The sequence below is a fragment of the Streptomyces sp. NPDC101166 genome (assembly GCF_044768125.1).
Classification (GTDB): Bacteria; Actinomycetota; Actinomycetes; order Streptomycetales; family Streptomycetaceae; genus Streptomyces.
Genome location: NZ_JBIWPF010000010.1, coordinates 165555 through 189588 on the forward strand (window position 1 = coordinate 165555; position 24034 = coordinate 189588).

A 24034-nucleotide genomic window follows, 5' to 3' on the forward strand; every position below is an offset into this window, starting at 1 on the left:
TCGCCGTCCGGCCCGCACGCGCCTCTGTCACACGTAGGTGAACCCGCCGGCGACGGTCACACTGCCGGCCGGCGTCGTCACGACGACCGCCGCGTTCCCGGCCACTCCGGCCGGCGTGATGGCCGCCAGCACGGTGCCGGTGACGTCGACGACCACGCTGGTCGCCGGGACGCCGCCGATGGTCACGCTGGCCCCGGCGAGGTTGGTGCCGATGATGGCGATCGGCGTGCCGCCGACGGTGGCGCCCACCGACGGGGTGATGGAGACCGCCGTGGGCAGCGGCAGACCGACGTAGGTGAACCCGCCGGCGACGGTGGTGCTGCCCGCCGGCGTGGTCACGACGACGGGGACGTTCCCGGCGGCGTGCGGCGGGGTGACGCCGGTGAGCAGGACGCCCGCGACGACGTTCACGCCGACGGCGGGAACCCCGTCGAAGGTGACGCTGGCGCCGGTGAGGTTGGTCCCCACGATCGTGAAGGGGGTGCCGCCGGTCGTCGGGCCGGTCGGCGGGGTGAAGACGAGGACCGTCGGCGGCGACGGCACGACCGGTCCCACGTAGGTGTAGTTCGCGGGCGTGCTCGCGCCGGCCGGGGTGGTCACCACGACGGGCACGTTGCCGGCGGCGTGCGGGGGCGCGACCACGGTGATCAGGAAGCCGAAGAGGTCCTGGGAGACGATGGTCGCGGGTGTGCCCCCGAAGGTGACCGAGGTGGCGCCGCCGAGGTTGGTGCCGATGAGCAGGACGCTGTTGCCGCCGGTGGTCGGCCCGAAGCCGGGCACGGCGGCGATCAGCGTCGGCGTCGACAGGACGGGGAGCAGGCTGGGTGCAGACATGGCTGTCCTCCTGGACGAGGTTGTGGTGTGTGCGAGGCACGGCGCTCGCGCCCCGCGGGTGCCGGAGTGGTTCTGGGCCGGGTCGGCACTGCCGCATGGGCAGGGAAGAGGGTCCGAGTGGGGACGTCGGACGATCAGGGTGCCGGGGTCAGAGGCCACGATCTTGGTCGCTGTGACGGCCTTCGACGAGCCGCCGAAGACCTGTCGTCCAGCGCTCGGCATGGGCTGCAGCGCGGCTGCATGTGCGACGGACGCACATGAGACAGGTCGCGAGCATCAGCGATACGCGCTACCCCGAATGGGATGGGCCGCCCACCGGTATGTCCATTGATCCATGCGGGTGAGGGAGTGACAAGAGAGCTGACGGAACATCACCCGTATGGCGGGGCGCGCGACCTGCGCCGACGCCGTACGGCCCGTACCGGCCTTCCGATGCGCCCGTCTGCGCCCTTGTTCACGGCGGGACGGGAGTTTCACCTCCGCGTGGTTGTGGAAGAGGAGGCCCGTCGGCGAGGGGGCGGGGCCGAGGGCTTGGAAAGGCCGGCGTTCCCGCTCACCGCCGCTCGGGCGCCCGGCGTCCGGGCGGGTCGGCCCGGCGCGGGGCGCTGCGGCAGAATCGGGGGCATGACGACCCCGGAAGACCAGTCACCAGCACCGCGGCCCCCGGCGCCCGAGTCCAAGGACCGCATCTACCGGTCCCCCTCCGGCATCGCGGCCGGAGTGCTGCTGCTCGGGCTCGTCGGCTGGCTCGGCCTCGACGCGATCCTCGCCGGCAAGGGCCGCACGCCGTGGCTGGCGCTGGCGACGCTGCTCCTTCTGGTGCCGCTGATCGTCGCGTTCACGGTCCGCCCCGCGGTGTACGCCAACGAGGATCGTCTGCGCGTGCGCAACCCGTTCCGGGTGATCGCACTCCCCTGGGGCGAGGTCGACTCCCTCCGGTCCGGCTATTCCAACGAGGTCGTCACCCACGCCGGGGCGAAGTTCCAGCTGTGGGCGATCCCGGTCTCCCTGCGCGCCCGCAAGAAGGCGAACCGGCAGGAGGCCAGAGCGGAGGCGGACCGCGAGGGACGCGGCGGCGGCCGGGGCGGCCGTCGAGCCGGGGGCCTGGGCGGGTTCGGCGGCTTCGGCGGCGGCGAACCGACCGCGCGCGGCGCGAACGCGCGTACCGGTACGGGCGCTCCCGAGGGCCCGGTGAGAGCCGAAGGCGACAAGATCATCCACGAGCTGCGGCTCCTGCGCGAGGTGCGGGAGAAGGCGGGCGGCGCCCAGGGCGAGGTGACGATCCGCTGGGCTTGGGAGATCATGGGCCCCGCGGCGGCGGGCGCGGTGCTCCTCGGCATCCTGCTCGGCCTGGGCTGAACCCCGGCGCGACACGCCTCCCACCGCCGAGGGACCATGACGCGACACCCCCGCGACCGACGAGGCCCGGGGCGAGGCCCCGGCGCGATCCGCTGACGTCTGCCGCGCCCGGCCCCTCGATCAGCGTGCCGAGCGGGCCGTAGGCATCTGCGTGCCCAGCGGGCCGTACGCCCGAGCACGTGCCCGTCCGGGGCGTGCCGGTCGCGGGCGTCGTCGGCGCGGGTGTCACCGTCGATACGGCCTGATCCGGCCGGCCCCCGCGCCGTCCGATCGGGCGCGGTCCACCGTCCAGTCAGTCACCGGTGCACAGCCGCACCGACCCGAGAGTCGAGGGGGGCTTCCCATGAAGACCCGGCGCAATTGGCGCAGCAACAGCAAGCAGAACCCCGAGCGCGGGGCGTGGGCCCCGGCCCTGGTGAACAGGGTGGCGGAGGCGGTGCGCAGCCGCCGGGGCAGGTTGGCGGGCGGTGTCGCCGTCGCGCTGCTCGCCCTGGCGGGCGGCCTGTGGCTGCTCCTCGGCGGGGACGAGGACGGGAACCGGCCCCCCGACTCCCGGGCACGGGAGTACCAGGACGTCGACGCCTGCCTGTTGACCGGTGCGGACGGCATAGCCCAGGGGACGGTCGCCTCCTCGGTGTGGGACGGGATGCAGCAGGCGTCCGAGGAGACCCGGGCCAGGGTGAGCTGGGTGCCGGTCACGGGGGAGCAGTCGGCGGCCAACGTCCGGCCGTTCCTCAACGGGCTCGTGCAGCGGCAGTGCGAGGTCGTCCTGACGGTGGGCACACCGCAGGCACAAGCCGTCGAAGCGATCGCCCCCCAGCATCCGTCCCTGCCGTTCCTCGTGGTGGGCAAGGGTGTGGCGACGGCGAAGAACAACGTCACCGTCGTACCGCCGGGGGAGGGTCTCAAGGCCGCGGTGGAGCGGGAGATCCGGGACGCCGCGTCGGACAAGAGGTCCTGAACAGCCGCAAACTGATCACCACTCAGTAAAGATCACATAAACATGGGGATCTCGTGTAGAAATTTTGTTCGCGAATCAGCAAACCTTGCGAGGTTCTGTAAGAACCACGTAAAGGCTGTCCATGCGCAAGCAACGGGGGCGTGGTACTCGCCTGTTTCCGCCGGGTCGAACCGGCAGGCGCAGGATGAGGACCACGGCGCTATCTGTTCTCGTCTTCTTCTCCTTCACCCTCACCACCGAGACGGCGGCGGCGACGGGCGCCACGCTGCCCGCGCTGAGCATGCCCGAGCTGTCGCTGTCCGGTCTGTGGGAGTGGGCCGGTGAGTCGCCGCTCGACACGCCCGACCAGCAGGGCGGCACCGCCGAGGGCAAGAGCCACACCGCCTCGACCGCCGCCACCAGCGCCGACGACGGGGTGGGGCGCGCGCCGGGCGAGGGCAAGGGCGAACTCGACGTGTACGAGCGGCCCGTGGACGAGACCGACAAGGTCACGACGGGCTCCGCGACCGCCACGGCGAAGAGCTTCGACCCCGCCACCAGCGAGCGTGACGCGGCCAAGTCCACCGCCATGTCGGACTACTTCGTCAACGCCGACGGCTCCACCACGATCCGCCACTACACCGGCCGGGCCAACTTCAAGGACGCCGACGGCACCTGGCAGCCGATCGACACCGGCCTGGTCAAGGGCGAGGACGGACGGTTCACGCAGGAGGCCAACTCCCTCGACGTCGAGTTCGCCCCGGACTCCCGCGACGAGGAACTGGCCTCCGTCGAACTCGGCGACGGCCGCGCGCTGTCGTACACCCTCCAGGGCGCCCGCGAGGTCACGGCGGCCGAGAAGCGCGACGGCACCCTCGTCTACGCCGGTGTCCTGCCCGGCACGGACGTGGAACTCGTCCCCACCGCCGACGGGTTCAAGGAGAACGTCGTCCTGCACTCCAAGGACGCGGCCGACTCCTGGGTGTTCCGGCTGGACGCCAAGGGGCTGACCCCGCGCCTCGCCGACAACGGCGACGTGGAGTTCACCGGCGCCGACGGCAAGGTGACCGCGAGCATCCCGCACGCCTTCATGGTCGACTCCCGCATCGACCCCCGCTCGGGCGAGGGCACGCGTTCGCAGCAGGTCTCCTACGAACTCACCACCGTGGACGGCGAGCCGGCGCTGCGGATGACCGCCGACCGGGCCTGGCTGGACGACCCCGAGCGGGTCTACCCGGTCACCGTCGATCCGACGACGGTCGTCGCCTCCAGCGAGGCGACGTACGTGCAGTCCGACGCGAGCATCAACCGCTCCAACGAGGCGCAGATCAAGGTCGGTTCGTACGACTCGGGCACCAACAAGGCGAACTCCTTCCTGCAGTTCTCCACGCTGAGCTCCAAGATCGCCGGCCAGAAGGTCTCCGCCGCGACCCTCAACGTGTACGCGATGTGGTCGTCGACGTGCACCGCGACGCCGTTCTCGGTGTACCCGGTGACGCAGTCGTGGTCGCCTTCGACGACCACCGCCTACCCCGGTCCCTCGTACGGTTCCGCCATCGGCACGGCGACCGTCGCGCCCGGCGCCTCGTGCAGCAACAGCGACGGCAGCACCGACGTCGGTGTGAAGATGCCGGTCACGCTGTCGACGCCGTGGTTCACGCAGGTCGCCACCGGCGGCGCCAACTACGGTCTGGCGATGGCCGCTCCGACCTCGGACGGGCTGCACTGGAAGCGGTTCCACTCCGACGACTCGGCGACCGCCGCCATGCGTCCCTCGCTGGACCTGACCTACGCGGCCAACACCCAGCCGCAGGTCAACGCCCAGTACCCGCCGGAGAACTTCCAGGCCAACACCCTCCAGCCGGAGCTGCTGGTCTACGCGAGCGACGCCGACAAGTGGCCCAACCCGGCCCTGACCTACACCTTCGAGGTGTACGACGCCGACTCCGGCAGCACCACCCCCGTCGTCACGTCCGGCGCCCTGGCCAAGGGCAGCTGGAAGATACCCGCGGGCAAGCTCAAGTGGTCCAAGAACTACGCCTGGTACGTCGGCGTGTCCGACGGCTACCAGGAAGTGACCTACTCCAGCCGCTTCACCACCGCCGTACCGCAGCCGCCGGTCACCTCGGGCCTCGCCCAGAACACCGACGGGCACGACTTCGACCCCTCGGACGGCAACTACACCACCGATGACACCGACGCGGACGTCGAGGTCGTCGGCCCCTCGCTCCAGATCGACCGCTCCTACAACAGCCTCGACCCGCGCACCGACCAGGCCTTCGGCGCCGGCTGGTCGACGGTCGCCGACATGAAGGCCGCCGAGGTCAAGGACCCCTCCGGCGCGGTCACCAGCGTGATCGTCACCTACCCCGGCGGTGAGCAGGTCGCCTTCGGCCGCAACACCGACGGCACGTTCCAGCCCCCGCTCGGCCGGTACGCCCGGCTGCTCGCGGTGTCCGGCGGATACACGCTGACGGACAAGGAGTTCACCGAGTACGCCTTCAAGCAGGCCACCGCCAAGGCGGGCACGTACGCGATCTCCGGCATCAAGGACTACGCCGGCCGCGCCGAGACGTTCACGTACAACGCCTCCAAGCAGCTGACGAAGATCACCAACAGCACGGCCAAGCGGTCCCTGACGCTGACCTGGACGACCCCCTCCGGGGCGAGCGCCGCGCACGTCGACTCCGTCGCCACCGACCCCTCGGTCACGGGTGACGCGACCACCGTCCAGACCTGGAAGTACGGCTACTCCGGCGACCGGCTCACCTCGGTCTGCCCGCCGGCGAGCCCGGCCAAGTGCACCACGTACGGCTACGCCACCGGCAACCACTACCGCACCACGGTCCTCGACGCCGACCCCTACGCCTACTGGCGGCTCGGTGAGGCGAGCGGCACGACCGTCGCCACGGACACGGTCGACACCAACCAGGGTCGCTACAACGGCCTCTACCACGATGTGACCCTGGGCAGCTCCTCCCTGCTGGCGGGCTCGACCCAGAAGACGGCCACCTTCAACGGCACCACGTCCTACGTCGAGATGCCGTCCGCGCCCGGCGCGACGCCGTCGTACATGACGGTCTCCCTGTGGTTCAAGACCACCACGCCCGGAGGCGTCCTCTTCTACTACGGCGACAAGCCGCTGAGCGACTCCGACCCCGTCGCCAACACGACCAAGAACACCCCCGCGGTCTACGTCGGCACCGACGGCAAGCTGCGCGGCTGCCTCGCCATGTCGCCGAGCTGCAGCCCCACCGCCGTCTCCACCGCCACGGTCACCGACGGCCAGTGGCACAACGCGGTCCTCACGGGCCAGGCCAGCAGCCAGACCCTGTACCTGGACGGCGTCTCCCAGGGCTCGCTGACCGGCGCCATCAACGACTGGGAGCAGCCCTGGATCTCGCTCGGCGCGGGTGTGAACACCCATGGCTGGCCGGCGATGAACCCGGACGACAAGCTCGGGCACTACACCGGCCAGATGGCCGAGGCAGCGATCTACTCGGAGCCCCTCGACCCGTCGGCGATCACCGCGCAGTTCCAGGCCGCCAAGCGGTCCACCGGACTGCTCGACAAGATCACCACGCCCGGCGGCAAGGTCCAGGCGAAGGTCGAGTACGGCACGACCGACGACCTCGTCCAGCAGGTCACGGACGGCGACGGGGGCGTTTGGAAGCTCAACCCGTCCGCCGTCAAGGGTTCTTCGCAGGTCTACCGCTCGGCGGTCATGGGTTCCGCCCCGACCGGGTACTGGCGCCTCGCCGACACCCTCGGCGCGCCGCAGGCAGCGAACGAGGTGCACACCGGCTTCGGCACGAACAACACCGTCACGCAGGGCGTGGCCGGCCCGTTCGGCGCCGGTGACGTGACCGCCGCCTCCTTCAACGGCACCTCGTCGTACGCCGAGATCCCGTACACCCCCTGGCACGGCTCCTCGCAACGAGCCGTCGAGCTGTGGTTCAAGACCGCCCGTCCCGGCACGCTCCTCTCCGACCAGTCGCAGCCGCCGACCCTGTCCGCCCCGTCCGGCACCTGGACTCCCACGCTGTACGTCGGCGCGGACGGCAAGCTGCGCGGTCACTGGTGGAGTTCGGGCACCGCGAACGCGGACTTCGGGTCCACGAAGGCCGTCACCGACAACGTCTGGCACCACGCGGTCCTGACCGCCGACGGCGCCAAGCAGACCCTGTACGTCGACGGCGTCAAGCAGGCCGACCTCGCCAGCGGGGTGAACGACCAGTCCAACACCCGCACGTTCATCGGCGCGGGCTTCAACAAGTGGTTCAGCTCGCCCGGTGACGTGAGCTTCTTCAACGGCTCCATCGCCGAGGTCGCGGCCTACGACCACGCCCTGACCGAGGACCAGGTCGAGCAGCACTGGTCCGCCTACAAGGCCTCGTCCGGCGTCGCACCGGTGCGCACCGTCACGCTCACCGACCCGACCGACAAGACCCTGACCTACGTGTACGACGCGGAGATGGGCAACCGTCTGCTGGCCGCGATCGACACCAACGGCAAGCGGACGACGTACGGTTACGACACGTCCGGCTTCCTGCACACGGTGACCGACGCCAACGGCAACCGGAGCATCACCGGTCACGACATCCGCGGCAACACGGTCTCGCAGACCGACTGCCAGGACACGGCCGCCGACAAGTGCGCCACCGAGTACTACACGTACTACCCCGACGCGACCACCGCCTTCCCGGCGATGGACCCGCGCAACGACCTGCTCCTCACCGAGCGGGACGCCCGCTCCGCGTCCGCCACCGACAACACGTACCTGACCAGCTACACCTACGACGCCGGCGGCAACCTGCTCACCGTCACCGGCCCGCCGGTGGCAGGTCACCCGGGCGGCCGTACGGCGTCCACGACCTACACCACGTCGTCGACGCCGGCCGCCGAGGGCGGCACGGCGGTCGCGCCGGCCGGTCTGATGGACACGGTCACGACTCCCGGCGGCAAGCGGACGAAGTACGTCTACTTCGCCGACGGAGACCTCGCCGAGACCCTCGACGCCAACGGCGCGAAGGTCAAGTACACCTACGACGACATCGGCAGGCAGAGCAGCAAGACGGAGATCTCCGACGCCCAGCCGAGCGGCCTCACCACCTCCTGGACGTACGACAAGAACGACCAGGTCGTCACCGAGACCAGCCCCCCGGTCACCAACCGCGTCACCGGCGCCAGGCACCAGGCCAAGTCGACCACCGTCTTCGACGACGACGGCAACATCGTGTCGCAGACCGTCGCCGACCTGACCGGCGGAGACGCCTCGCGCACCACCTCGATGACGTACGACGCCTACAACCGGCTCGTCTCGCGGACGGACCCGGGCGGCGACACCACGTCCTTCGAGTACGACGTCTACGGCAACAAGGTGAAGGAGACCGACCCCGAGGGCAACGTCAACGCCTACACCTTCGACGCCGAGGGGCGGCCGCTGACCACCAGCCTCCTGAACCACACCGGCGACCCGAACGACCCGAAGTCGCCGAGCACCCTGGTCCAGGAGTCCCGGGCCTACGACCCGGCGGGACGGCTCGCCTCCCTCACCGACGCGATGGGCTGGGTGACGGCGTACACCTACACCGACGACGGCCTCGCGGCGTCGGTCGTGCGCAAGGACCCGGCGACCGGCAAGCAGTTCGTCGAGCAGGACAACACCTACGACCTGGCCGGCAACCTGATCAAGCAGGTCACCAATGACGGCCGCACCACCACCACGTTCGCGGTGGACGCCGCCGACCGCGTCACCTCGTCGGTGCTCGACCCGACCGGCGTCAACCGCACCACGAAGGTCTCCTACGACCCGGACGACAACGTCGTGACCGAGTCCGAGACCGACCCGGCGACCGGTGACACCGACCAGGTGGACAGTCGCTACGACAACCTCGGCAACATCACCGGCACCACCGTCCACGACGGCACCACCGCCCCCGTGGCCCGCTGGAAGCTGGCCGAGACCAGCGGCCTCACCGCTCAGGACTCCTCGGGCGGCAACAACAAGCTGACGCTGACCAGCGCCGTGACCCGCTCCACCGAGAAGGGCGGAGCGATCGTCGTCAAGGGCGCGGGCTCCTACGCCCAGTCGAGCGGGCCCGCCGTCAACACCGGTGGCAGCTTCACCGTCTCGGCGTGGGTCAAGCTCAACTCGACCACCGCCAACAGCGACGTCGTCGCCCAGGACGGCAAGACCGCCAGCGGCTTCCAGCTGTACTACTCCACGGCGTACGGCTGGACCTTCAACCGCCACGCGGCCGACGCGACCAACGCGGCGACCATTCGCGCCTCCTCCGGCACCTCGGCGGTGACGTCGGGCGTCTGGACCCACCTCACCGGTGTGTACGACCAGGCCTCCGCGTCGCTCAAGCTGTACGTCAACGGCGCCCAGTCCGGGACCACGACCGCCTTCACCACCCCCTGGGAGTCCACCGGTCCGCTCCAGCTCGGACGGCGTCTGTACAACGGCGCCTACGCCGAGAACACGCAGGCCGCCATCGCCGACGTCCAGGTCTACGGCGAGGCGCTGACCGCCTCCCAGGTGTCCGCGGTGTACGGCGGCACGCTTCCCGCGGCGGGCAGTTCGGTCCGCACGACGACATGGAAGCTGGACCAGCGCGGCCTGCCCACGTCGATGACCGACGCGGTCGGCAACACCACCGACTACGGCTACGACGAGGCGGCGCAGCAGACCACGGTCACCGAGCCCGCCGTCAACGCGGAGACCGGCGGCGGCGCGGCCTCCTCCGTCCGCCCGATCTCGATGACGGGCTACAACACCTTCGGCGAGACGACGGAGACCTCCGACCCGCTCGGCAACGTCACGACCGTCGCCTACGACGCGGAGGGGCAGGAGACCTCGACCACGTCCCCGGGCTACACCGCGCCGGGGTCCACCACCCCGGTCACCGCGACCGCCTGGAACGAGTACAACGAGCTCGGCCAGGTCACCGCGGAGGTCGACCCGCTGGGCAACCGCACGACGTACACCTACACCCAGCTCGGCGACGTGGCCTCGGTCACCGAGCCCGGCGGCGGCAAGTCCACGTTCGTCTACTCCACCAACGGCGACCTGCTGTCGGCCACGCGGCCCGGCGGGGCGCGCGAGGAGTCGACCTGGGACTACCTCGGGCGTGAGCTGACCAGCACGGACATCGTGCGTCAGCCGACGCAGCGGGCGTACACGTCGATCAACGAGTACGACGCGCCGGGCGGCGACCTGTCCCGGACCGTGAGCGCGGCGGGTGTGGCCGAGTCGTACAAGTACAACGCGCTCGGCGAGGTCACAGAGGTGACCGACGGCGCCGGCAACACCTCGAAGTTCACGTACACCATGGACGGCGACGTCCTCACCGCGACGAACCCGGACGGCACCGGCACCCGCAACACCTACGACGGCTACGGCCAGTTGACGGAGACCAGCGACCTGGACACGTCGGGCGCGGTGCTGCGCACCAGCCGCACGGCGTACGACCGCGCGGGCAACGCGGTGTCGGCGACCGACCCCCGCGGGCACAGCACGACGTACACGTACGACCCGACGGGCCTGGTCACCAAGGCGGTCGAACCCGTCTCGGCCACCGAGTCCATCACCACGACCTTCGGCTACGACGTGGCGGGCAACCCCACGCGCTTCACCGACGGCCGCGGCAACCCGTTCATCACGACCTACAACACGTGGGGGCTGCCCGAGTCGGTGATCGAACCGTCCACCCCGGCCCACCCCGACCTCGCCGACCGCACCTTCACCACGGTGTACGACGCGGCCGGCCGCACCAAGGAGCAGCGCTCCCCGGGCGGAGTCGTCGTCACCCAGGAGTACGACGCCAAGAGCCGGCTGGTGAAGCAGTCCGGCACCGGCGCGGAGGCCGAGACGGTCGACCACACCTACGCCTACGACTCCGACGACCGCGTCACCTCGGTGACGGGCACGGACTCCGACACCGGCAGGGACACGTTCACGTACGACGACCGGGACCTGCTCCTGTCGACGTCGGGACCGTCCGGCGCCTCGTCCTTCGCCTATGACGGCGACGGCGCGATGACGTCCCGGACGGACGCCTCGGGCACCTCGACGTACGCCTACGACACGGCCGGCCGCCTGAAGACGCAGGTCGACGGCGCCACCGGCACGACGATGACGTACTCCTACGACGTCGACAGCAAGGTCAAGCAGATCGACCTCGGCAGCGGCAAGGCCAAGAGGGAGTTCTCCTACGACGCGCTGCAACGGCCGACGTCGGAGAAGCTGACCTCGCCCACCGGCAAGACGGTGGCGTCCCTCGCGTACGGCTGGGACGAGAACGACAACCTGACGTCGAAGACGACGACGGGCGTCACGGGCGCGGCCACGAACACCTACACCTACGACTGGGCGAACCGCCTGACGTCGTGGAACAACGGGACGACGACGGAGGTCTACGGCTACGACGCCTCGGGCAACCGCACCCGCGTCGGCGGCGACACCTACACCTACGACGCCCGCAACCGGCTCACCTCGGACGGGCACTCCACGTACGCGTACACCGCGCGCGGCACCATGAAGACCACGACGGACGAGAGCGGCCGGCAGACGTCGGTCAAGGCGGACGCCTTCAACCGCGTGATCAGCGAGGGCGACCGCACGTACGCCTACGACGGCCTCGACCGGGTGCTCAACGCCAAGGACGAGACCGGCGCGGAGGCCTTCTCCTTCCGGTACAGCGGCTTGGGCAACGACGTGGCCTCCGACGGCTCCGCCGTCTACAGCCGCGGGGCGGACGGTTCGCTCGCGGGCGTGAAGACGGCCCTGTCGTCGGTGCTGGTGTGGACCGACCTCCACGACGACGTGGTGGCCCAGTTCACCGACGCCGCCGAGACGCTGTCGGGCTCGACGACGTACGCGCCGTTCGGCAAGGTCACCGCCACCACCGGCATGCTGGGCAACCTCGGCTACCAGTCGGGCTGGACCGACCCGGAGACGGCCAAGGTCAACATGGCCGCGCGCTGGTACTCGCCGGAGACCGGGCAGTTCGACAGCCGTGACACGGTGTCCAACAGCCCGCTGCCGGCGTCGGTGAACGCCAACCGCTACTCCTTCGCCAACCAGAACCCGATGACGGAGATGGACCCGACGGGCCACTGGTCCATCGGCGGCCTGGTGAAGAGCTTCAAGAAGACCGTCAAGAAGGCCGCGAAGAAGGCCAAGTCGGCCGTCAAGTCGACCTGGAAGAAGGGCAAGGCCGCGGTCAAGAAGGCCGCGAAGAAGGTCCGCAAGGTCGCGAAGGCCGTCAAGCGCGCGGTCAAGAAGGTCGTACGCAAGGCGCACCGCGCGGTACGCAAGGCGGTGCGGTACGTCCAGGACAGCGTCAAGAAGGTCAAGAGATACGCCAAGCGGGCCTACAAGTACGCCAAACGCCAGGTCCATCGCGTCGTCCACAAGGTCAAGAAGACGGCACGGGCGGTGGCCAAGGCCGTCAAACACGTCGCCAAGAAGGCGGTCGCGGCCGGCAAGAAGGCGGCCAAGAAGATCGGCAGAGGCCTGAAGAAGGCAGCCAAGGCCTCAGCCAATTACGTCAAGCAGCATGCGGCGACCATCGTCTCGGTCGCTGTGGGTGTGGTGGTCTTCGCCGGCTGTACGGGAGCCACCTTGGGCGGTGGCGTCCTGGCCTGCGCGGCCCTGGCGGGCGCGGCGGCCAACGGCGTCGGCTACATGATGAGCGACGGTCCCAAGTCGGTCGGCGGGCTTCTCGGTTCGATGGCGATCGGCGCCGTGACCGGAGCCGTCGGCGGCGCTGTGGGCGGCGCGGCCTCCGGCGCGGTCGGTCGCCTGCTGGCGGGCGTCGGCGGCAAGGTGGCGCAGGGCGCGGCCATGGGCGCCGCGGGCGGCGCTGCCGAAGGCGCGGTCGGCTACGGCATCAGCTGCGCGGCGAGCGAGGAAGGCTGCAGCGCGAGCGGCGCGGCCAAGGCGACGGCGACCGGCGCGGTGGTCGGCGGCATCTTCGGAGCGGCGGCGAGCAAGTACGGCGGCAAGGGCAAGTCGTCCAAGTCCGACGAGACGCCGGCGGCAAGCTGCCGCGTCCCCGCGAGGCACAGCTTCACCGGTCTCACCGGTGTGCTGATGGCCAACGGCGCCGTCAAGCAGATATCCGAGGTCAAGGTCGGCGACTACGTCCTGACCGCTGAACCCGGCAAGAAGAAGAAGGAGAAGCACCGCGTCAAGGCGGTCATCGTCACCAAGACCGACCGTGACTACGTCGACGTCGTCGTAGCCACCAAGTCCGGCAAGAAGGCGATCCAGACCACCAAGCACCACCAGTTCTACGAGGTCAGCCACAACAGCTGGACCCAGGCGGGCGACCTCAAGCCGGGCCAGACCCTCCAGAACGCCGACGGGGCGGCGACCCGCATCGTCGAGATCAAGTCGTACACGGCGCAGAGGGTCACGTACGACCTCAGCGTCGAGAGCCTGCACACGTACCATGTGCTCGCGGGTGCCACGCCGGTACTGGTGCACAATTGCGACGAGGTCGATCTTCGGCAGGAGCTGACCCAGCTCGGCCGAGCTCGGATCAACCAGATCAAGGCCGGGCTTTCTGACGATGGCTTCTTTCCGGGCGCGTTCAGTGTGGGACGTGACCGAACCACCGGTAAGACGTACTACGGCGAGAGCGGGCCTGAGGACGGGCTTCACCCAGATGTGACATCGCGGCTTCCGGGTGAATCCCAGCACCCCGCTGGTCGCCCGCCGGGCGTATGCGCAGAGGCGCGTATGTGCACCAATGCCCTGAACGACGGAGCCTCTTTGGAGAACCTGGATATCATCACGCTCAACCAGAAGGGTAAGAAGTTCCCGATGTGCGACAACTGTAAAGTGTGGGTTCCGGGGGCAGTCAGGAAGGTGTTGACCGGATGAGCGAATCCAACGAGAACGCCCGGCGACAGAGGCTGCGGGACGCGTTCCCTGGTGCCACGCGAGTGGACCTGGGGGAGGCTTCTGTCGAGCGGGTGGCAGGACTCTACGAAGAAGCCGGCTATCCGGTGGAGACGGAACTTCTCAGTTTCCTCTCGGAGTACCGAGAGTGCTCCATTTCATGGATGTATCGCGGAACGGAGGTGGGGGTGACCATCGATGCTGAAGAGGCGCTCTCTTTCTATCCGGGAAACATTCGTATCTACTCTCGTAGAGTGGGTCGCCCTCTGGTCCCCGTCGGGTCTGCATTCGCCACCGAAGAAGTGGTTCTGATGGCGCGTGATGGCGACGTGTTTCTCGGTGGAGACGCGGGAATGCAGTACGTGGGCAACGGGTTCGTGAAATCCGTGCTGGCTCTGATTTCCGGCGACTGGGACAAGACCTTCTTCTGAGCGCGCTGAAATCAGCCACAGTTCTGCATGAGGGCTCGGATGCCAAATGACAGGCGCCCTGCGTTTTCGCAGGGCGCCTGTCATTTGTGGTGTGCCGAACTCCCTCGGGTCGGGTCAGATGCCGGCCGCCGCCGAGAGGTCGTGCTTGATCGCTGTCAGGAGGTCCGTCGCCTTCGCGTGCGCCGTCGGGAGGTCGGCGTGGGCCGGGGCCGGGACCACCACCTCCAGGTAGCACTTCAGCTTGGGCTCCGTGCCGCTCGGGCGGACGATGACGCGGGCGCCGTCCAGGGTGTAGCGCAGGCCGTCGGTCGGGGGGAGAGTGTCCGTGCCCTGGGTGAGGTCCTCGGCCCGGGTGACCCGGAGACCGGCGAGCGTGGTCGGCGGGTGCTCGCGCAGGCGGGTCATCGCGTTCGCGATGACCGACAGGTCCTCCACGCGGACCGACAACTGGTCGGTCGCGTGCAGGCCGTGCTCGACGGCCAGGTCGTCCAGGAGGTCAAGCAGCGTGCGGTTCTCCGACTTGAGCTGCGAGGCCAGTTCCGTGATGAGGAGGGCCGCCGTGATGCCGTCCTTGTCGCGGACGCCCTCGGGGTCGACGCAGTAGCCGAGCGCCTCCTCGTAGCCGTAGCGCAGACCGTCCACGCGGGCGATCCACTTGAAGCCGGTGAGGGTCTCCTCGTAGGGCAGGCCCGCCTTCTCGGCGATCCGGCCCAGCAGCGACGAGGAGACGATCGACTCGGCGAACGTGCCCCGCGCGCCGCGGGCGACCAGGTGGGCCGCGAGCAGCGCGCCGACCTCGTCGCCGCGCAGCATGCGCCAGTCGCCGCCGTCCTTGACCGCCACCGCGCAGCGGTCGGCGTCCGGGTCGTTGGCGATGACCAGGTCCGGGTCGCTCTCGCGGGCCTTCGCGAAGGCGAGGTCCATCGCGCCGGGCTCTTCCGGGTTGGGGAAGGCGACCGTCGGGAAGTCCGGGTCGGGTTCGGCCTGTTCGGCGACGAGGACCGGCTCGGGGAAGCCGGCGCGGGCGAACGCGGCGAGGAGGACGTCCTTGCCGACGCCGTGCATCGCCGTGTAGACCGTGCGGGCCGTGCGGGGGGAGGCGGGGTCGAGGACCGCGTCCGTGCGGGCCAGGTACGCATCCAGGACGGAGTCGTCCAGCGTCTGCCAGCCGGACTCCGGGCGCGGTACGTCGTCCAGCGAGCGGACGGCGGCGATCTCGGCGGCGATCTCCGCGTCGGCCGGCGGGACGATCTGGGAGCCGTCGCCCAGGTAGACCTTGTAGCCGTTGTCGCGGGGCGGGTTGTGGCTGGCGGTGACCTCGACGCCGGCGACCGCGCCCAGGTGCCTGATGGCGTACGCCAGGACGGGGGTGGGGAGGGGGCGGGGGAGGACGGCCGCGCGCAGGCCCGCTCCCGTCATCACGGCGGCGGTGTCCTGCGCGAACTCCGCCGACTTGTGGCGGGCGTCGTAGCCGATGACGACGAGGCCGTCGCCCTGGCCCTTGGCCTTGAGGTACGCGGCCAGGCCGGCGGCGGCGCGGATGACGACGGCGCGGTTCATGCGCATGGGGCCGGCCCCGAGTTCGCCCCGCAGGCCTGCGGTGCCGAACTGGAGGGTGCCGGAGAAGCGGGCGGTCAGCTCGGTGACGTCTCCCGCGTCGAGGAGCTTCGCGAGTTCCTCGCGGGTCTCCGGGTCGGGGTCCTCGGCGAGCCACGTCTGGGCGCGGGCGGTCAGGTCGTCGTGCACGGTTGGGTCAGCCTCTCGTGTGGTCGTGGGTTTCCTCGCCCCCGCCGCCCCTTCCCGTCCCGTCCTCGGGGGCTGCCGCCCCCGGGCCCCCGCTCCGGCCCTGAACGGGCCTCGTCCTCGAACGCCGGACGGGCTGGACGGCCTCACCCCGATGGGGAGCGGGCGAGCCCGGGGGCGGCAGCCCCCGGTGGGTTTCAGGGGCGGTGCCCCCGAACGCCGGGTCGGCCCTACAGCCGGCCCAGCACCTGCGCCAGCAGCGATCCCATCCGCGTCGCGCTGTCCCGCCCGGCCTGCAGAACCTCCTCGTGGTTCAGCGGCTCGCCGGTCATGCCGGCGGCGAGGTTGGTGACGAGGGAGATGCCCAGCACCTCCGCGCCCGCCTCCCGCGCGGCGATGGCCTCGAGGACCGTGGACATGCCCACCAGGTCGGCGCCGATCGTGCGCGCCATCCGGATCTCCGCCGGCGTCTCGTAGTGCGGGCCGGGGAACTGGGCGTAGACGCCCTCCTCCAGCGAGGAGTCGATCTCCTTGCACAGCGTCCGCAGCCGCGGCGAGTAGAGGTCCGTGAGGTCGACGAAGTTCGCGCCGACGATCGGGGAGGTCGCCGTCAGGTTGAGGTGGTCGCTGATCAGGACCGGCTGGCCGGGGCGCATGCCCTCGCGCAGGCCGCCGCAGCCGTTGGTCAGGACGATCGTCTTGCTGCCGGCCGCCACCGCGGTCCGCACGCCGTGGGCGACGGCGGCCACGCCGCGGCCCTCGTAGTAGTGGGTGCGGCCCAGGAAGACCAGGGCGCGCTTCTCGCCGATCCGGTACGAGCGGATCTTGCCGCCGTGGCCCTCGACCGCCGGCGGCGGGAAGCCGGGCAGCTCGGTGACCGGGAACTCGGCGTCCGGCGCGCCCAGGGCGTCCACGGCCGGTGCCCAGCCGGAGCCCATCACGAGGGCGACGTCGTGGGTCTCGGCGCCGGTCAGTTCGCGCAGCCGCGCCGCGGCGGCGTCGGCGGCCCCGTAAGGGTCGCCCTGGATGTCGTCCGGGAGAAGAGATGCGTTCACGCGATGAGGGTAGCCCGGATCGGCCTACGCGCGTAGATGAGGAACCCGACGGGATGGGGATCGTTGCCTTGTCGTTTCCAACCAGCGGCTCGGACGACCGCTCACCGGTCGTGGGCTGCCGCCTCAGCAGGGCCGCTTCCGCAGTTCCATCACGTAATCGTGTGGTGCTCCCGCCGACTCCGCCGCGTCGGCGATCTCGCCGAGGTAGCGGGCCGACGGCAGGCCGCCCTCGTAGCCGTTGAGGACGTACGTCCAGCCCTGCTCCTCGCCGTCGAGGGTGTGGGCGCGGATCCGGGTGCGCCGGTAGACGTCGAGGCTGCCGACGCCCTCCCAGCGGTCCAGGGACTCCTCGTCCATGGGGGCGATGTCGTACAGCGCCACGAAGACCTGCGAGAAGGGGTCCTCCACGATCGTCGCGAGCGCGCCCTCCCAGCCCATGTGCTCGCCGCCGAAGGTCAGCCGCCAGCCGTTCAGCCAGCCCGTCGCGCGCAGCGGGGAGTGCGGGGCGCGGCGGGTCATCAGCCGCGCGTCGAGGTTGCCGGCGTACGCGGCGTAGAGCGACATGGGTCGAGAGTACGGCAGCCCGGGCGAGGCCACCGAGGTGTCCGCCGCCACTCGGGCACCGCCCGCCCCCCGGGGAAGTGCCGCGTCGACGCGTGCGGGACAATGGAGTACGTGACTCGGATCGTGATCATCGGTGGCGGACCCGGCGGCTATGAAGCGGCCCTGGTGGCCGCGCAGCTCGGCGCGGAGGTGACCGTCGTCGACGCCGACGGTCTGGGCGGGGCGTCGGTGCTCACCGACTGCGTGCCGTCGAAGACGCTCATCGCCACGGCGGAGGTGATGACCACCTTCGACTCCTCCTACGAGGAGCTGGGCATCATCGTCGCCGACGACACCCCGCCGCTGGAGCAGGCGGCCCGGGTGGTCGGGGTGGACCTGCACAAGGTCAACCGGCGCGTGAAGCGGCTCGCGCTCGCGCAGTCGCACGACATCACCGCCTCCGTGACCCGCGCCGGCGCGCGCGTGCTGCGGGGGCGCGGCCGGCTGGAGGGCATGCAGTCCCTGGACGGCTCCCGCAAGGTCGTGGTCACCGCCGCCGACGGCACCGAGGAGACCCTCACCGCCGACGCCGTCCTCATCGCCACCGGCGGTCACCCGCGCGAGCTGCCCGACGCCCAGCCCGACGGCGAGCGCATCCTCAACTGGACCCAGGTCTACGACCTGCGGGAGCTGCCCGAGGAGCTCATCGTGGTCGGCTCCGGCGTGACCGGCGCCGAGTTCGCCGGCGCCTACCAGGCCCTGGGCTCCAAGGTGACGCTGGTGTCGTCCCGGGACCGGGTGCTGCCCGGCGAGGACCCGGACGCCGCCGCCGTCCTGGAGGACGTCTTCCGCCGCCGCGGCATGAACGTGATGGCCCGCTCCCGCGCGCAGTCCGCCAAGCGCGTCGGCGACCGGGTCGAGGTGACGCTCGCCGACGGCCGGGTCATCACCGGCTCGCACTGTCTGATGGCCGTCGGCGCGATCCCCAACAGCGAGGGGCTCGGCCTCGAGGAAGCGGGCGTCAGGGTCCGCGACTCCGGGCACATCTGGACCGACAAGGTCTCCCGCACGACCGCCCCCGGCGTGTACGCCGCCGGCGACGTGACCGGCGTCTTCGCGCTCGCCTCCGTCGCCGCCATGCAGGGCCGCATCGCCATGTACCACTTCCTCGGCGACGCGGTGGCCCCGCTCAACCTCAAGACGGTCTCCTCCAACGTCTTCACCGACCCCGAGATCGCCACCGTCGGCTACACCCAGGCCGACGTGGACGCGGGCAAGATCGACGCCCGGGTCGTCAAGCTGCCGCTGCTGCGCAACCCGCGCGCGAAGATGCAGGGCATCCGGGACGGCTTCGTCAAGATCTTCTGCCGCCCGGGCACGGGGATCGTGGTCGGCGGTGTGGTCGTGGCGCCGCGCGCCTCGGAGCTCATCCACCCCATCTCGATCGCCGTCGACAACAATCTGACGGTCGAACAGATCGCGAAGGCCTTCACGGTGTACCCGTCGCTGTCGGGCTCGATCGCCGAAGTCGCGCGGCAGTTGCACACGCGCAAGGCGGGGGACGAGGCCTGAGGGCCGGGCCGCGCAGGGCGCCCACCAGGCCCTGGGGGGTCGGCCGGAATCGACTCCCCGCTGGTCACGGGGAGTTGTGGCCCGTGCGGATGGCATAGGCGAGGCAACTAGACCCCTATACCACCTCTGTCCCTACTGTGCGAACAACTTCTATTATTCGGCGCAAAGAGCTGAAAGCAGACGGTCGCCCGCGTTACTGTCAGTTTCGTGTTCGCTGCAGAACGTCGCCAATTGATCCTCGAAATGGTGCGAGCCAACGGAGCCGTGTCGCTCCGTGAGCTCGCCCGCGTCGTCCAGACCTCCGAAGTGACCGTACGGCGGGACGTGCGCGCACTGGAGGCAGAAGGACTCCTCGACCGCCGGCACGGCGGTGCGGTATTGCCGGGCGGTTTCACGCGGGAGTCCGGCTTTCCGCAGAAGTCCCATCTCGCGACCGCCGAGAAGACCGCCATCGCCGACCTCGCCGCCAACTTCGTGGAAGAGGGCGAGGCCATCGTGGTCGGGGCGGGTACCACCACCCAGGAGCTCGCGCGCCGCCTCGCCCGGGTGCCAGGCCTGACCGTCGTCACCAACTCCCTGCTGGTGGCTCAGGCGTTGGCCCACGCGAACCGGGTGGAGGTAGTGATGACCGGCGGCACGCTCCGAGGGTCCAACTACGCCCTCGTCGGCAGCGGGGCCGAGCAGTCCCTCCAGGGACTGCGGGTCTCGCGGGCCTTCCTCTCCGGAAGCGGACTCACCGCCGAGCGCGGACTGTCCACGTCCAACATGCTCTCCGCGTCCGTGGACCGGGCGCTGGTGCAGGCCGCCGCCGAGGTCGTCGTCCTCGCCGATCACACCAAGCTGGGCACCGACACCATGTTCCAGACCGTGCCGACGGACGTCATCACCCGTCTGGTGACCGACGAACCGCCCGCCCACGACGACCGCGCCGCCACCGAACTCCAGGCCCTCGCCGACCAGGGGGTGCAGATCGCCGTGGCCGGGGCGTCGGGAAACCCGGGGGGTGACGCGGTCCCGGCGCGCCGTCAGCAGCAGCGCCGGGACGTCCCCCTGCCCGCCCCCCGCCGGGGCCAGGTCCCCGGCGCGAACGGACTGCGCACGGCCGCGGTGCTGGGCGGGGAGCAGACCCCGGGGGGTGAGCGGGCGGCCCGCGTCGCGGATCTCCGCCGCCGCTGAGCCGGACCCCCGAAGGGGGCCGGGCCGGGAATCCACTCCCGATGTACGGCGAGGCGCCCGCCGGATCCCAGGGATCCCGCGGGCGCCTCGGCGCGTGTGCCTCTGTGTCAGTCCTTGATCTCGCAGATCGCCGCGCCCGACGTGACCGACGCGCCCACCTCCGCGGACAGGCCCTTGACCGTGCCGGAGCGGTGCGCGTTCAGCGGCTGCTCCATCTTCATGGCTTCCAGGACGACGATCAGGTCGCCTTCCTGGACCTCCTGGCCTTCCTCGACCGCGATCTTGACGATGGTGCCCTGCATCGGGGAGGCGAGGGTGTCGCCGGAGGCGACGGGGCCGGACTTCTTCGCCGCGCGGCGCTTGGGCTTGGCGCCGGCGGCCAGGCCGGTGCGGGCCAGCGACATGCCCAGCGACGACGGCAGCGAGACCTCCAGACGCTTGCCGCCGACCTCGACGACGACCGTCTCACGGCCGGGCTCCTCGTCCGTCTCCGCGTCGCCGGGAGCGGTGAAGGGCTTGATCTCGTTGACGAACTCGGTCTCGATCCAGCGGGTGTGGACCGTGAACGGATCGGCCGAGCCGGTCAGCTCCGGCGCGAACGCCGGGTCCCTGACCACCGCGCGGTGGAAGGGGATCGCCGTCGCCATGCCCTCGACCTGGAACTCCTCCAGCGCGCGGGCGGCCCGCTCCAGCGCCTCCTTACGGGTGCGGCCGGTGACGATCAGCTTCGCCAGCAGCGAGTCCCACGCCGGGCCGATCACACTGCCCGACTCCACGCCCGCGTCCAGACGCACACCCGGACCCGACGGCGCGTCGAAGAGCGTGACCGTGCCCGGAGCGGGCAGGAAGCCCCGGCCCGGGTCCTCGCCGTTGATGCGGAACTCGAAGGAGTGACCGCGCAGCGCCGGGTCGCCGTAGCCGAGCTCCTCGCCGTCGGCGATCCGGAACATCTCCCGCACGAGGTCGATGCCGGCGACCTCCTCGGTGACCGGGTGCTCCACCTGGAGACGGGTGTTGACCTCCAGGAAGGAGATCGTCCCGTCCAGACCGACGAGGAACTCCACCGTGCCGGCGCCGACGTAGCCGGCCTCCTTCAGGATGGCCTTGGAGGAGGAGTACAGCTCGGCGAGCTGCTCGTCGGACAGGAACGGCGCCGGGGCCTCCTCGACCAGCTTCTGGTGGCGGCGCTGCAGCGAGCAGTCGCGGGTGGACACCACGACCACGTTGCCGTGCCGGTCGGCCAGGCACTGCGTCTCCACATGGCGCGGCTTGTCGAGGTAGCGCTCGACGAAGCACTCGCCGCGGCCGAACGCGGCGACCGCCTCCCGCACCGCCGACTCATACAGCTCGGGCACTTCCTGCAGCGTCCGGGCGACCTTCAGACCCCGCCCGCCGCCACCGAAAGCGGCCTTGATCGCGATCGGCAGACCGTGCTCCTCGGCGAAGGCGACGACCTCGTCCGCGCCGGACACCGGATCCGGCGTGCCCGCCACCAGCGGCGCGCCGGCCCGCTGGGCGATATGACGGGCGGCCACCTTGTCACCCAGGTCACGGATGGCCTGCGGCGGCGGACCGATCCAGATCAGACCCGCGTCCAGCACCGCCTGGGCGAACTCGGCGTTCTCCGAGAGGAAGCCGTACCCCGGATGGACGGCGTCCGCACCGGACTCACGCGCGGCGGTCAGCACCTTGCCGATGTCCAGATAGCTGCTCGCCGGTGTGTCACCGCCCAGGGCGAACGCCTCATCCGCGGCGCGGACATGCAGAGCGTCCCGGTCCGGGTCCGCGTATACGGCCACGCTCGCGATACCGGCATCCCGGCACGCCCGGGCCACGCGGACTGCGATTTCGCCACGGTTGGCGATGAGCACCTTGCGCACGATTGAGGCTCCCTCCTTGAAACAAGCCGAGTTTAGGGACTGCCGACACGGCTCTTCGACCCGTCCCCAGAGGTGAGCTTGCCCACACGGAGCGTGATGCGAGGCTCACTCGACCGCGAAATCCCTTGTAGTACCGCCGTACGCAGCACTCCTCCCGGAAACCCTAGCCCTCCATTGTGGCCAAGGTCTCTGTGAGCACGTGCTGCGGCCCACTCCGTTTCTTTGTGGAGTCCCTACGAATGGCCCAACGATTCTTTGCCGCCCGCGGAACCCTTGTCCCGCGGTTTACCCGTTAGTAGCGTTCGCGATGTCACGAACGCACGTACTTGGAGTAACGAGGGCCCCGCTCGGGGCCGGGTCGAAAGTGGGTGGGGCCGGTGGTGCGCAGGCCGGTGGCTGCGGTGGTGACGCTGGTGCTGTTCGCCGAGGCGCTCGGTGTGGCGGCGCTGAACTGGTTCCTCGGCGTGGTCGTGGACCGTCAGCACATGTCCCTCGCGGGGCTGGACCCTGACGTGATGTCGACCTCGTCGAAGATCGGCGGGCTCGTCTTCGGCCTGTACTTCGTGCTGTGCGGGGTGGTCACCCTGCTGGTGCTGATCCGCGACCGCCCGCCGGCCGGCCTCGGCCGCATCCTGCTGGTCAGCGCCGCCGTGGTGCACGGCCTCTTGGGCGCCTTCAGCTGGGGCCTGGTGGGCCGGTCGGCGTTCGCCTTCATGATGGTCGTGCTCGCGCTGATCGTCCTGCTGCTGATGGGCTACGACCGCCAGGAGGGCCCGCCCGCCACCGAACCGGCGTCCACCGCGCCCTCGGACGCAGGTCCGCCGGCGGGCGGCCCGTCGGACGTCCGTCCGTCCGGGCACGGTCCGTCGGGCGACGGCCCCGAAGGCGAGGGTCCGTCGGGGCACGGCCCCTCGGGCGCCGGTCCCTCCGGCGGCGGGCCTGCGGTCACCGCGCTGGTGACCACAGCTCCGTGATGCCCACGCCCAGCTCGGCCAGCAGTCGCCTGACGAGGGGCAGACTGATGCCGATGACGTTGCCGTGGTCGCCGTCGATGCCGTTGATGAAGGGCGCCGAGCGGCCGTCGAGGGTGAAGGCGCCCGCGACGTGGAGCGGCTCGCCCGAGGCGACGTACGCGGCGATCTCCTCGTCCGTCGGCTCGCCGAAGTGGACCACCGTGGAGGCCACGGCGGAGGTGTACCGCCCGGCGGCGGTGTCGTAGACGCAGTGACCGGTCTGGAGCGTGCCCGCGCGGCCGCGCATCCCCTTCCAGCGGGCGGTGGCCTCCTCGGCGTCCGCCGGCTTGCCCAGCGCCTGGCCGTCCAGGTCGAGGACCGAATCGCAGCCGATCACCAGCGCACCCTTGACCTCGGGCTTCGCCGCCACGACGGAGGCCTTCGCCTCGGCCAGGGCCAGCGCCAGCTCGGCCGGGGTGGGGGCGGTGACGGCGTCCTCGTCGACCCCGCTCACGATCACCTCGGGAGCGAGTCCCGCCTGTCGCAACAGGCCCAGCCGGGCGGGGGACTGAGAGGCGAGGACGAGGCGGCGGCGCGGCTGATCGGTCATGCGGTCAAGCGTATCGGCCGGCG

General features: G+C 70.7%; 13 protein-coding genes. 7 read left to right on the forward strand and 6 right to left on the reverse strand.

The window, feature by feature from the left end:
* Positions 1 to 27: 27 nt before the first annotated feature.
* Complete coding sequence (locus ACIRS4_RS19455) at positions 28 to 834, reverse strand: IPT/TIG domain-containing protein (protein WP_404197172.1); 807 nt, start codon at positions 832 to 834, stop codon at positions 28 to 30.
* 624 nt (positions 835 to 1458) lie between these two features.
* Between ACIRS4_RS19455 and ACIRS4_RS19460 the strand changes: the two genes are divergently transcribed.
* The 4 genes from ACIRS4_RS19460 (at position 1459) to ACIRS4_RS19475 (ending at position 14479) form a co-directional block, all read left to right on the forward strand.
* Positions 1459 to 2193: a PH domain-containing protein gene (locus ACIRS4_RS19460; RefSeq protein WP_404197175.1), complete on the forward strand. Its 735-nt coding sequence runs from the start codon at positions 1459 to 1461 to the stop codon at positions 2191 to 2193.
* 343 nt (positions 2194 to 2536) lie between these two features.
* On the forward strand, positions 2537 to 3154 hold the full coding sequence (locus tag ACIRS4_RS19465; RefSeq protein WP_404197178.1) for a BMP family ABC transporter substrate-binding protein: 618 nt from the start codon (positions 2537 to 2539) through the stop codon (positions 3152 to 3154).
* 184 nt (positions 3155 to 3338) lie between these two features.
* On the forward strand, positions 3339 to 14030 hold the full coding sequence (locus ACIRS4_RS19470; RefSeq protein WP_404197181.1) for a LamG-like jellyroll fold domain-containing protein: 10692 nt from the start codon (positions 3339 to 3341) through the stop codon (positions 14028 to 14030).
* Positions 14027 to 14479, forward strand: a complete 453-nt coding sequence (locus ACIRS4_RS19475; protein ID WP_404197184.1) for an SUKH-3 domain-containing protein — start codon at positions 14027 to 14029, stop codon at positions 14477 to 14479. The genes ACIRS4_RS19470 and ACIRS4_RS19475 overlap by 4 nt, the downstream gene beginning before the upstream one ends.
* A gap of 114 nt (positions 14480 to 14593) precedes the next feature.
* Here ACIRS4_RS19475 and ACIRS4_RS19480 read toward each other — a convergent pair whose 3' ends face one another.
* The 3 genes from ACIRS4_RS19480 to ACIRS4_RS19490 form a co-directional block, all read right to left on the reverse strand.
* Positions 14594 to 16225 (reverse strand): phospho-sugar mutase, encoded by a 1632-nt coding sequence (locus tag ACIRS4_RS19480; protein WP_404197186.1) that lies wholly within the window; start codon positions 16223 to 16225, stop codon positions 14594 to 14596.
* Positions 16226 to 16452: 227 nt separating this feature from the next.
* Positions 16453 to 17277, reverse strand: coding sequence for a purine-nucleoside phosphorylase (locus ACIRS4_RS19485; protein ID WP_358795704.1), 825 nt, complete (start codon positions 17275 to 17277; stop codon positions 16453 to 16455).
* A gap of 123 nt (positions 17278 to 17400) precedes the next feature.
* Positions 17401 to 17841, reverse strand: coding sequence for a gamma-glutamylcyclotransferase (locus ACIRS4_RS19490; RefSeq protein WP_404197189.1), 441 nt, complete (start codon positions 17839 to 17841; stop codon positions 17401 to 17403).
* A 102-nt stretch (positions 17842 to 17943) separates the two neighbouring features.
* Here ACIRS4_RS19490 and ACIRS4_RS19495 point away from each other — a divergent pair, with 102 nt between their 5' ends.
* On the forward strand, positions 17944 to 19392 hold the full coding sequence (locus ACIRS4_RS19495; RefSeq protein WP_404197192.1) for an NAD(P)H-quinone dehydrogenase: 1449 nt from the start codon (positions 17944 to 17946) through the stop codon (positions 19390 to 19392).
* A 207-nt stretch (positions 19393 to 19599) separates the two neighbouring features.
* The gene (locus ACIRS4_RS19500; RefSeq protein ID WP_404197195.1) at positions 19600 to 20568 is read left to right on the forward strand and encodes a DeoR/GlpR family DNA-binding transcription regulator; all 969 of its coding nucleotides are present in this window, start codon (positions 19600 to 19602) and stop codon (positions 20566 to 20568) included.
* A gap of 107 nt (positions 20569 to 20675) precedes the next feature.
* Here the strand turns inward: ACIRS4_RS19500 and ACIRS4_RS19505 are convergent, their stop codons facing one another.
* A complete protein-coding gene (locus ACIRS4_RS19505) occupies positions 20676 to 22448 on the reverse strand; it encodes an acetyl/propionyl/methylcrotonyl-CoA carboxylase subunit alpha (RefSeq protein ID WP_404197197.1) in 1773 nt (590 codons plus the stop codon).
* A gap of 377 nt (positions 22449 to 22825) precedes the next feature.
* On the opposite strand from ACIRS4_RS19505, the gene ACIRS4_RS19510 reads away from it, so the two are divergent.
* Positions 22826 to 23422, forward strand: a complete 597-nt coding sequence (locus ACIRS4_RS19510) for a hypothetical protein (protein WP_404197200.1) — start codon at positions 22826 to 22828, stop codon at positions 23420 to 23422.
* Here the strand turns inward: ACIRS4_RS19510 and ACIRS4_RS19515 are convergent.
* Positions 23394 to 24011 carry a Maf family protein gene (locus tag ACIRS4_RS19515; RefSeq protein ID WP_404197203.1) on the reverse strand — a complete coding sequence of 206 codons (618 nt, stop codon included), beginning with the start codon at positions 24009 to 24011 and terminating at the stop codon, positions 23394 to 23396. The two genes, ACIRS4_RS19510 and ACIRS4_RS19515, sit on opposite strands and share 29 nt — an antisense overlap.
* Positions 24012 to 24034: the final 23 nt, after the last annotated feature.

Bases quoted from the DNA above. Each gene is read 5' to 3' on its own strand.
- ACIRS4_RS19455 (WP_404197172.1), bottom strand. From the start codon at position 834: ATGTCTGCACCCAGCCTGCTCCCCGTCCTGTCGACGCCGACGCTGATC.
- ACIRS4_RS19460 (WP_404197175.1), top strand. From the start codon at position 1,459: ATGACGACCCCGGAAGACCAGTCACCAGCACCGCGGCCCCCGGCGCCC.
- ACIRS4_RS19465 (WP_404197178.1), top strand. From the start codon at position 2,537: ATGAAGACCCGGCGCAATTGGCGCAGCAACAGCAAGCAGAACCCCGAG.
- ACIRS4_RS19470 (WP_404197181.1), top strand. From the start codon at position 3,339: ATGAGGACCACGGCGCTATCTGTTCTCGTCTTCTTCTCCTTCACCCTC.
- ACIRS4_RS19475 (WP_404197184.1), top strand. From the start codon at position 14,027: ATGAGCGAATCCAACGAGAACGCCCGGCGACAGAGGCTGCGGGACGCG.
- ACIRS4_RS19490 (WP_404197189.1), bottom strand. From the start codon at position 17,841: ATGTCGCTCTACGCCGCGTACGCCGGCAACCTCGACGCGCGGCTGATG.
- ACIRS4_RS19495 (WP_404197192.1), top strand. From the start codon at position 17,944: ATGGAGTACGTGACTCGGATCGTGATCATCGGTGGCGGACCCGGCGGC.
- ACIRS4_RS19515 (WP_404197203.1), bottom strand. From the start codon at position 24,011: ATGACCGATCAGCCGCGCCGCCGCCTCGTCCTCGCCTCTCAGTCCCCC.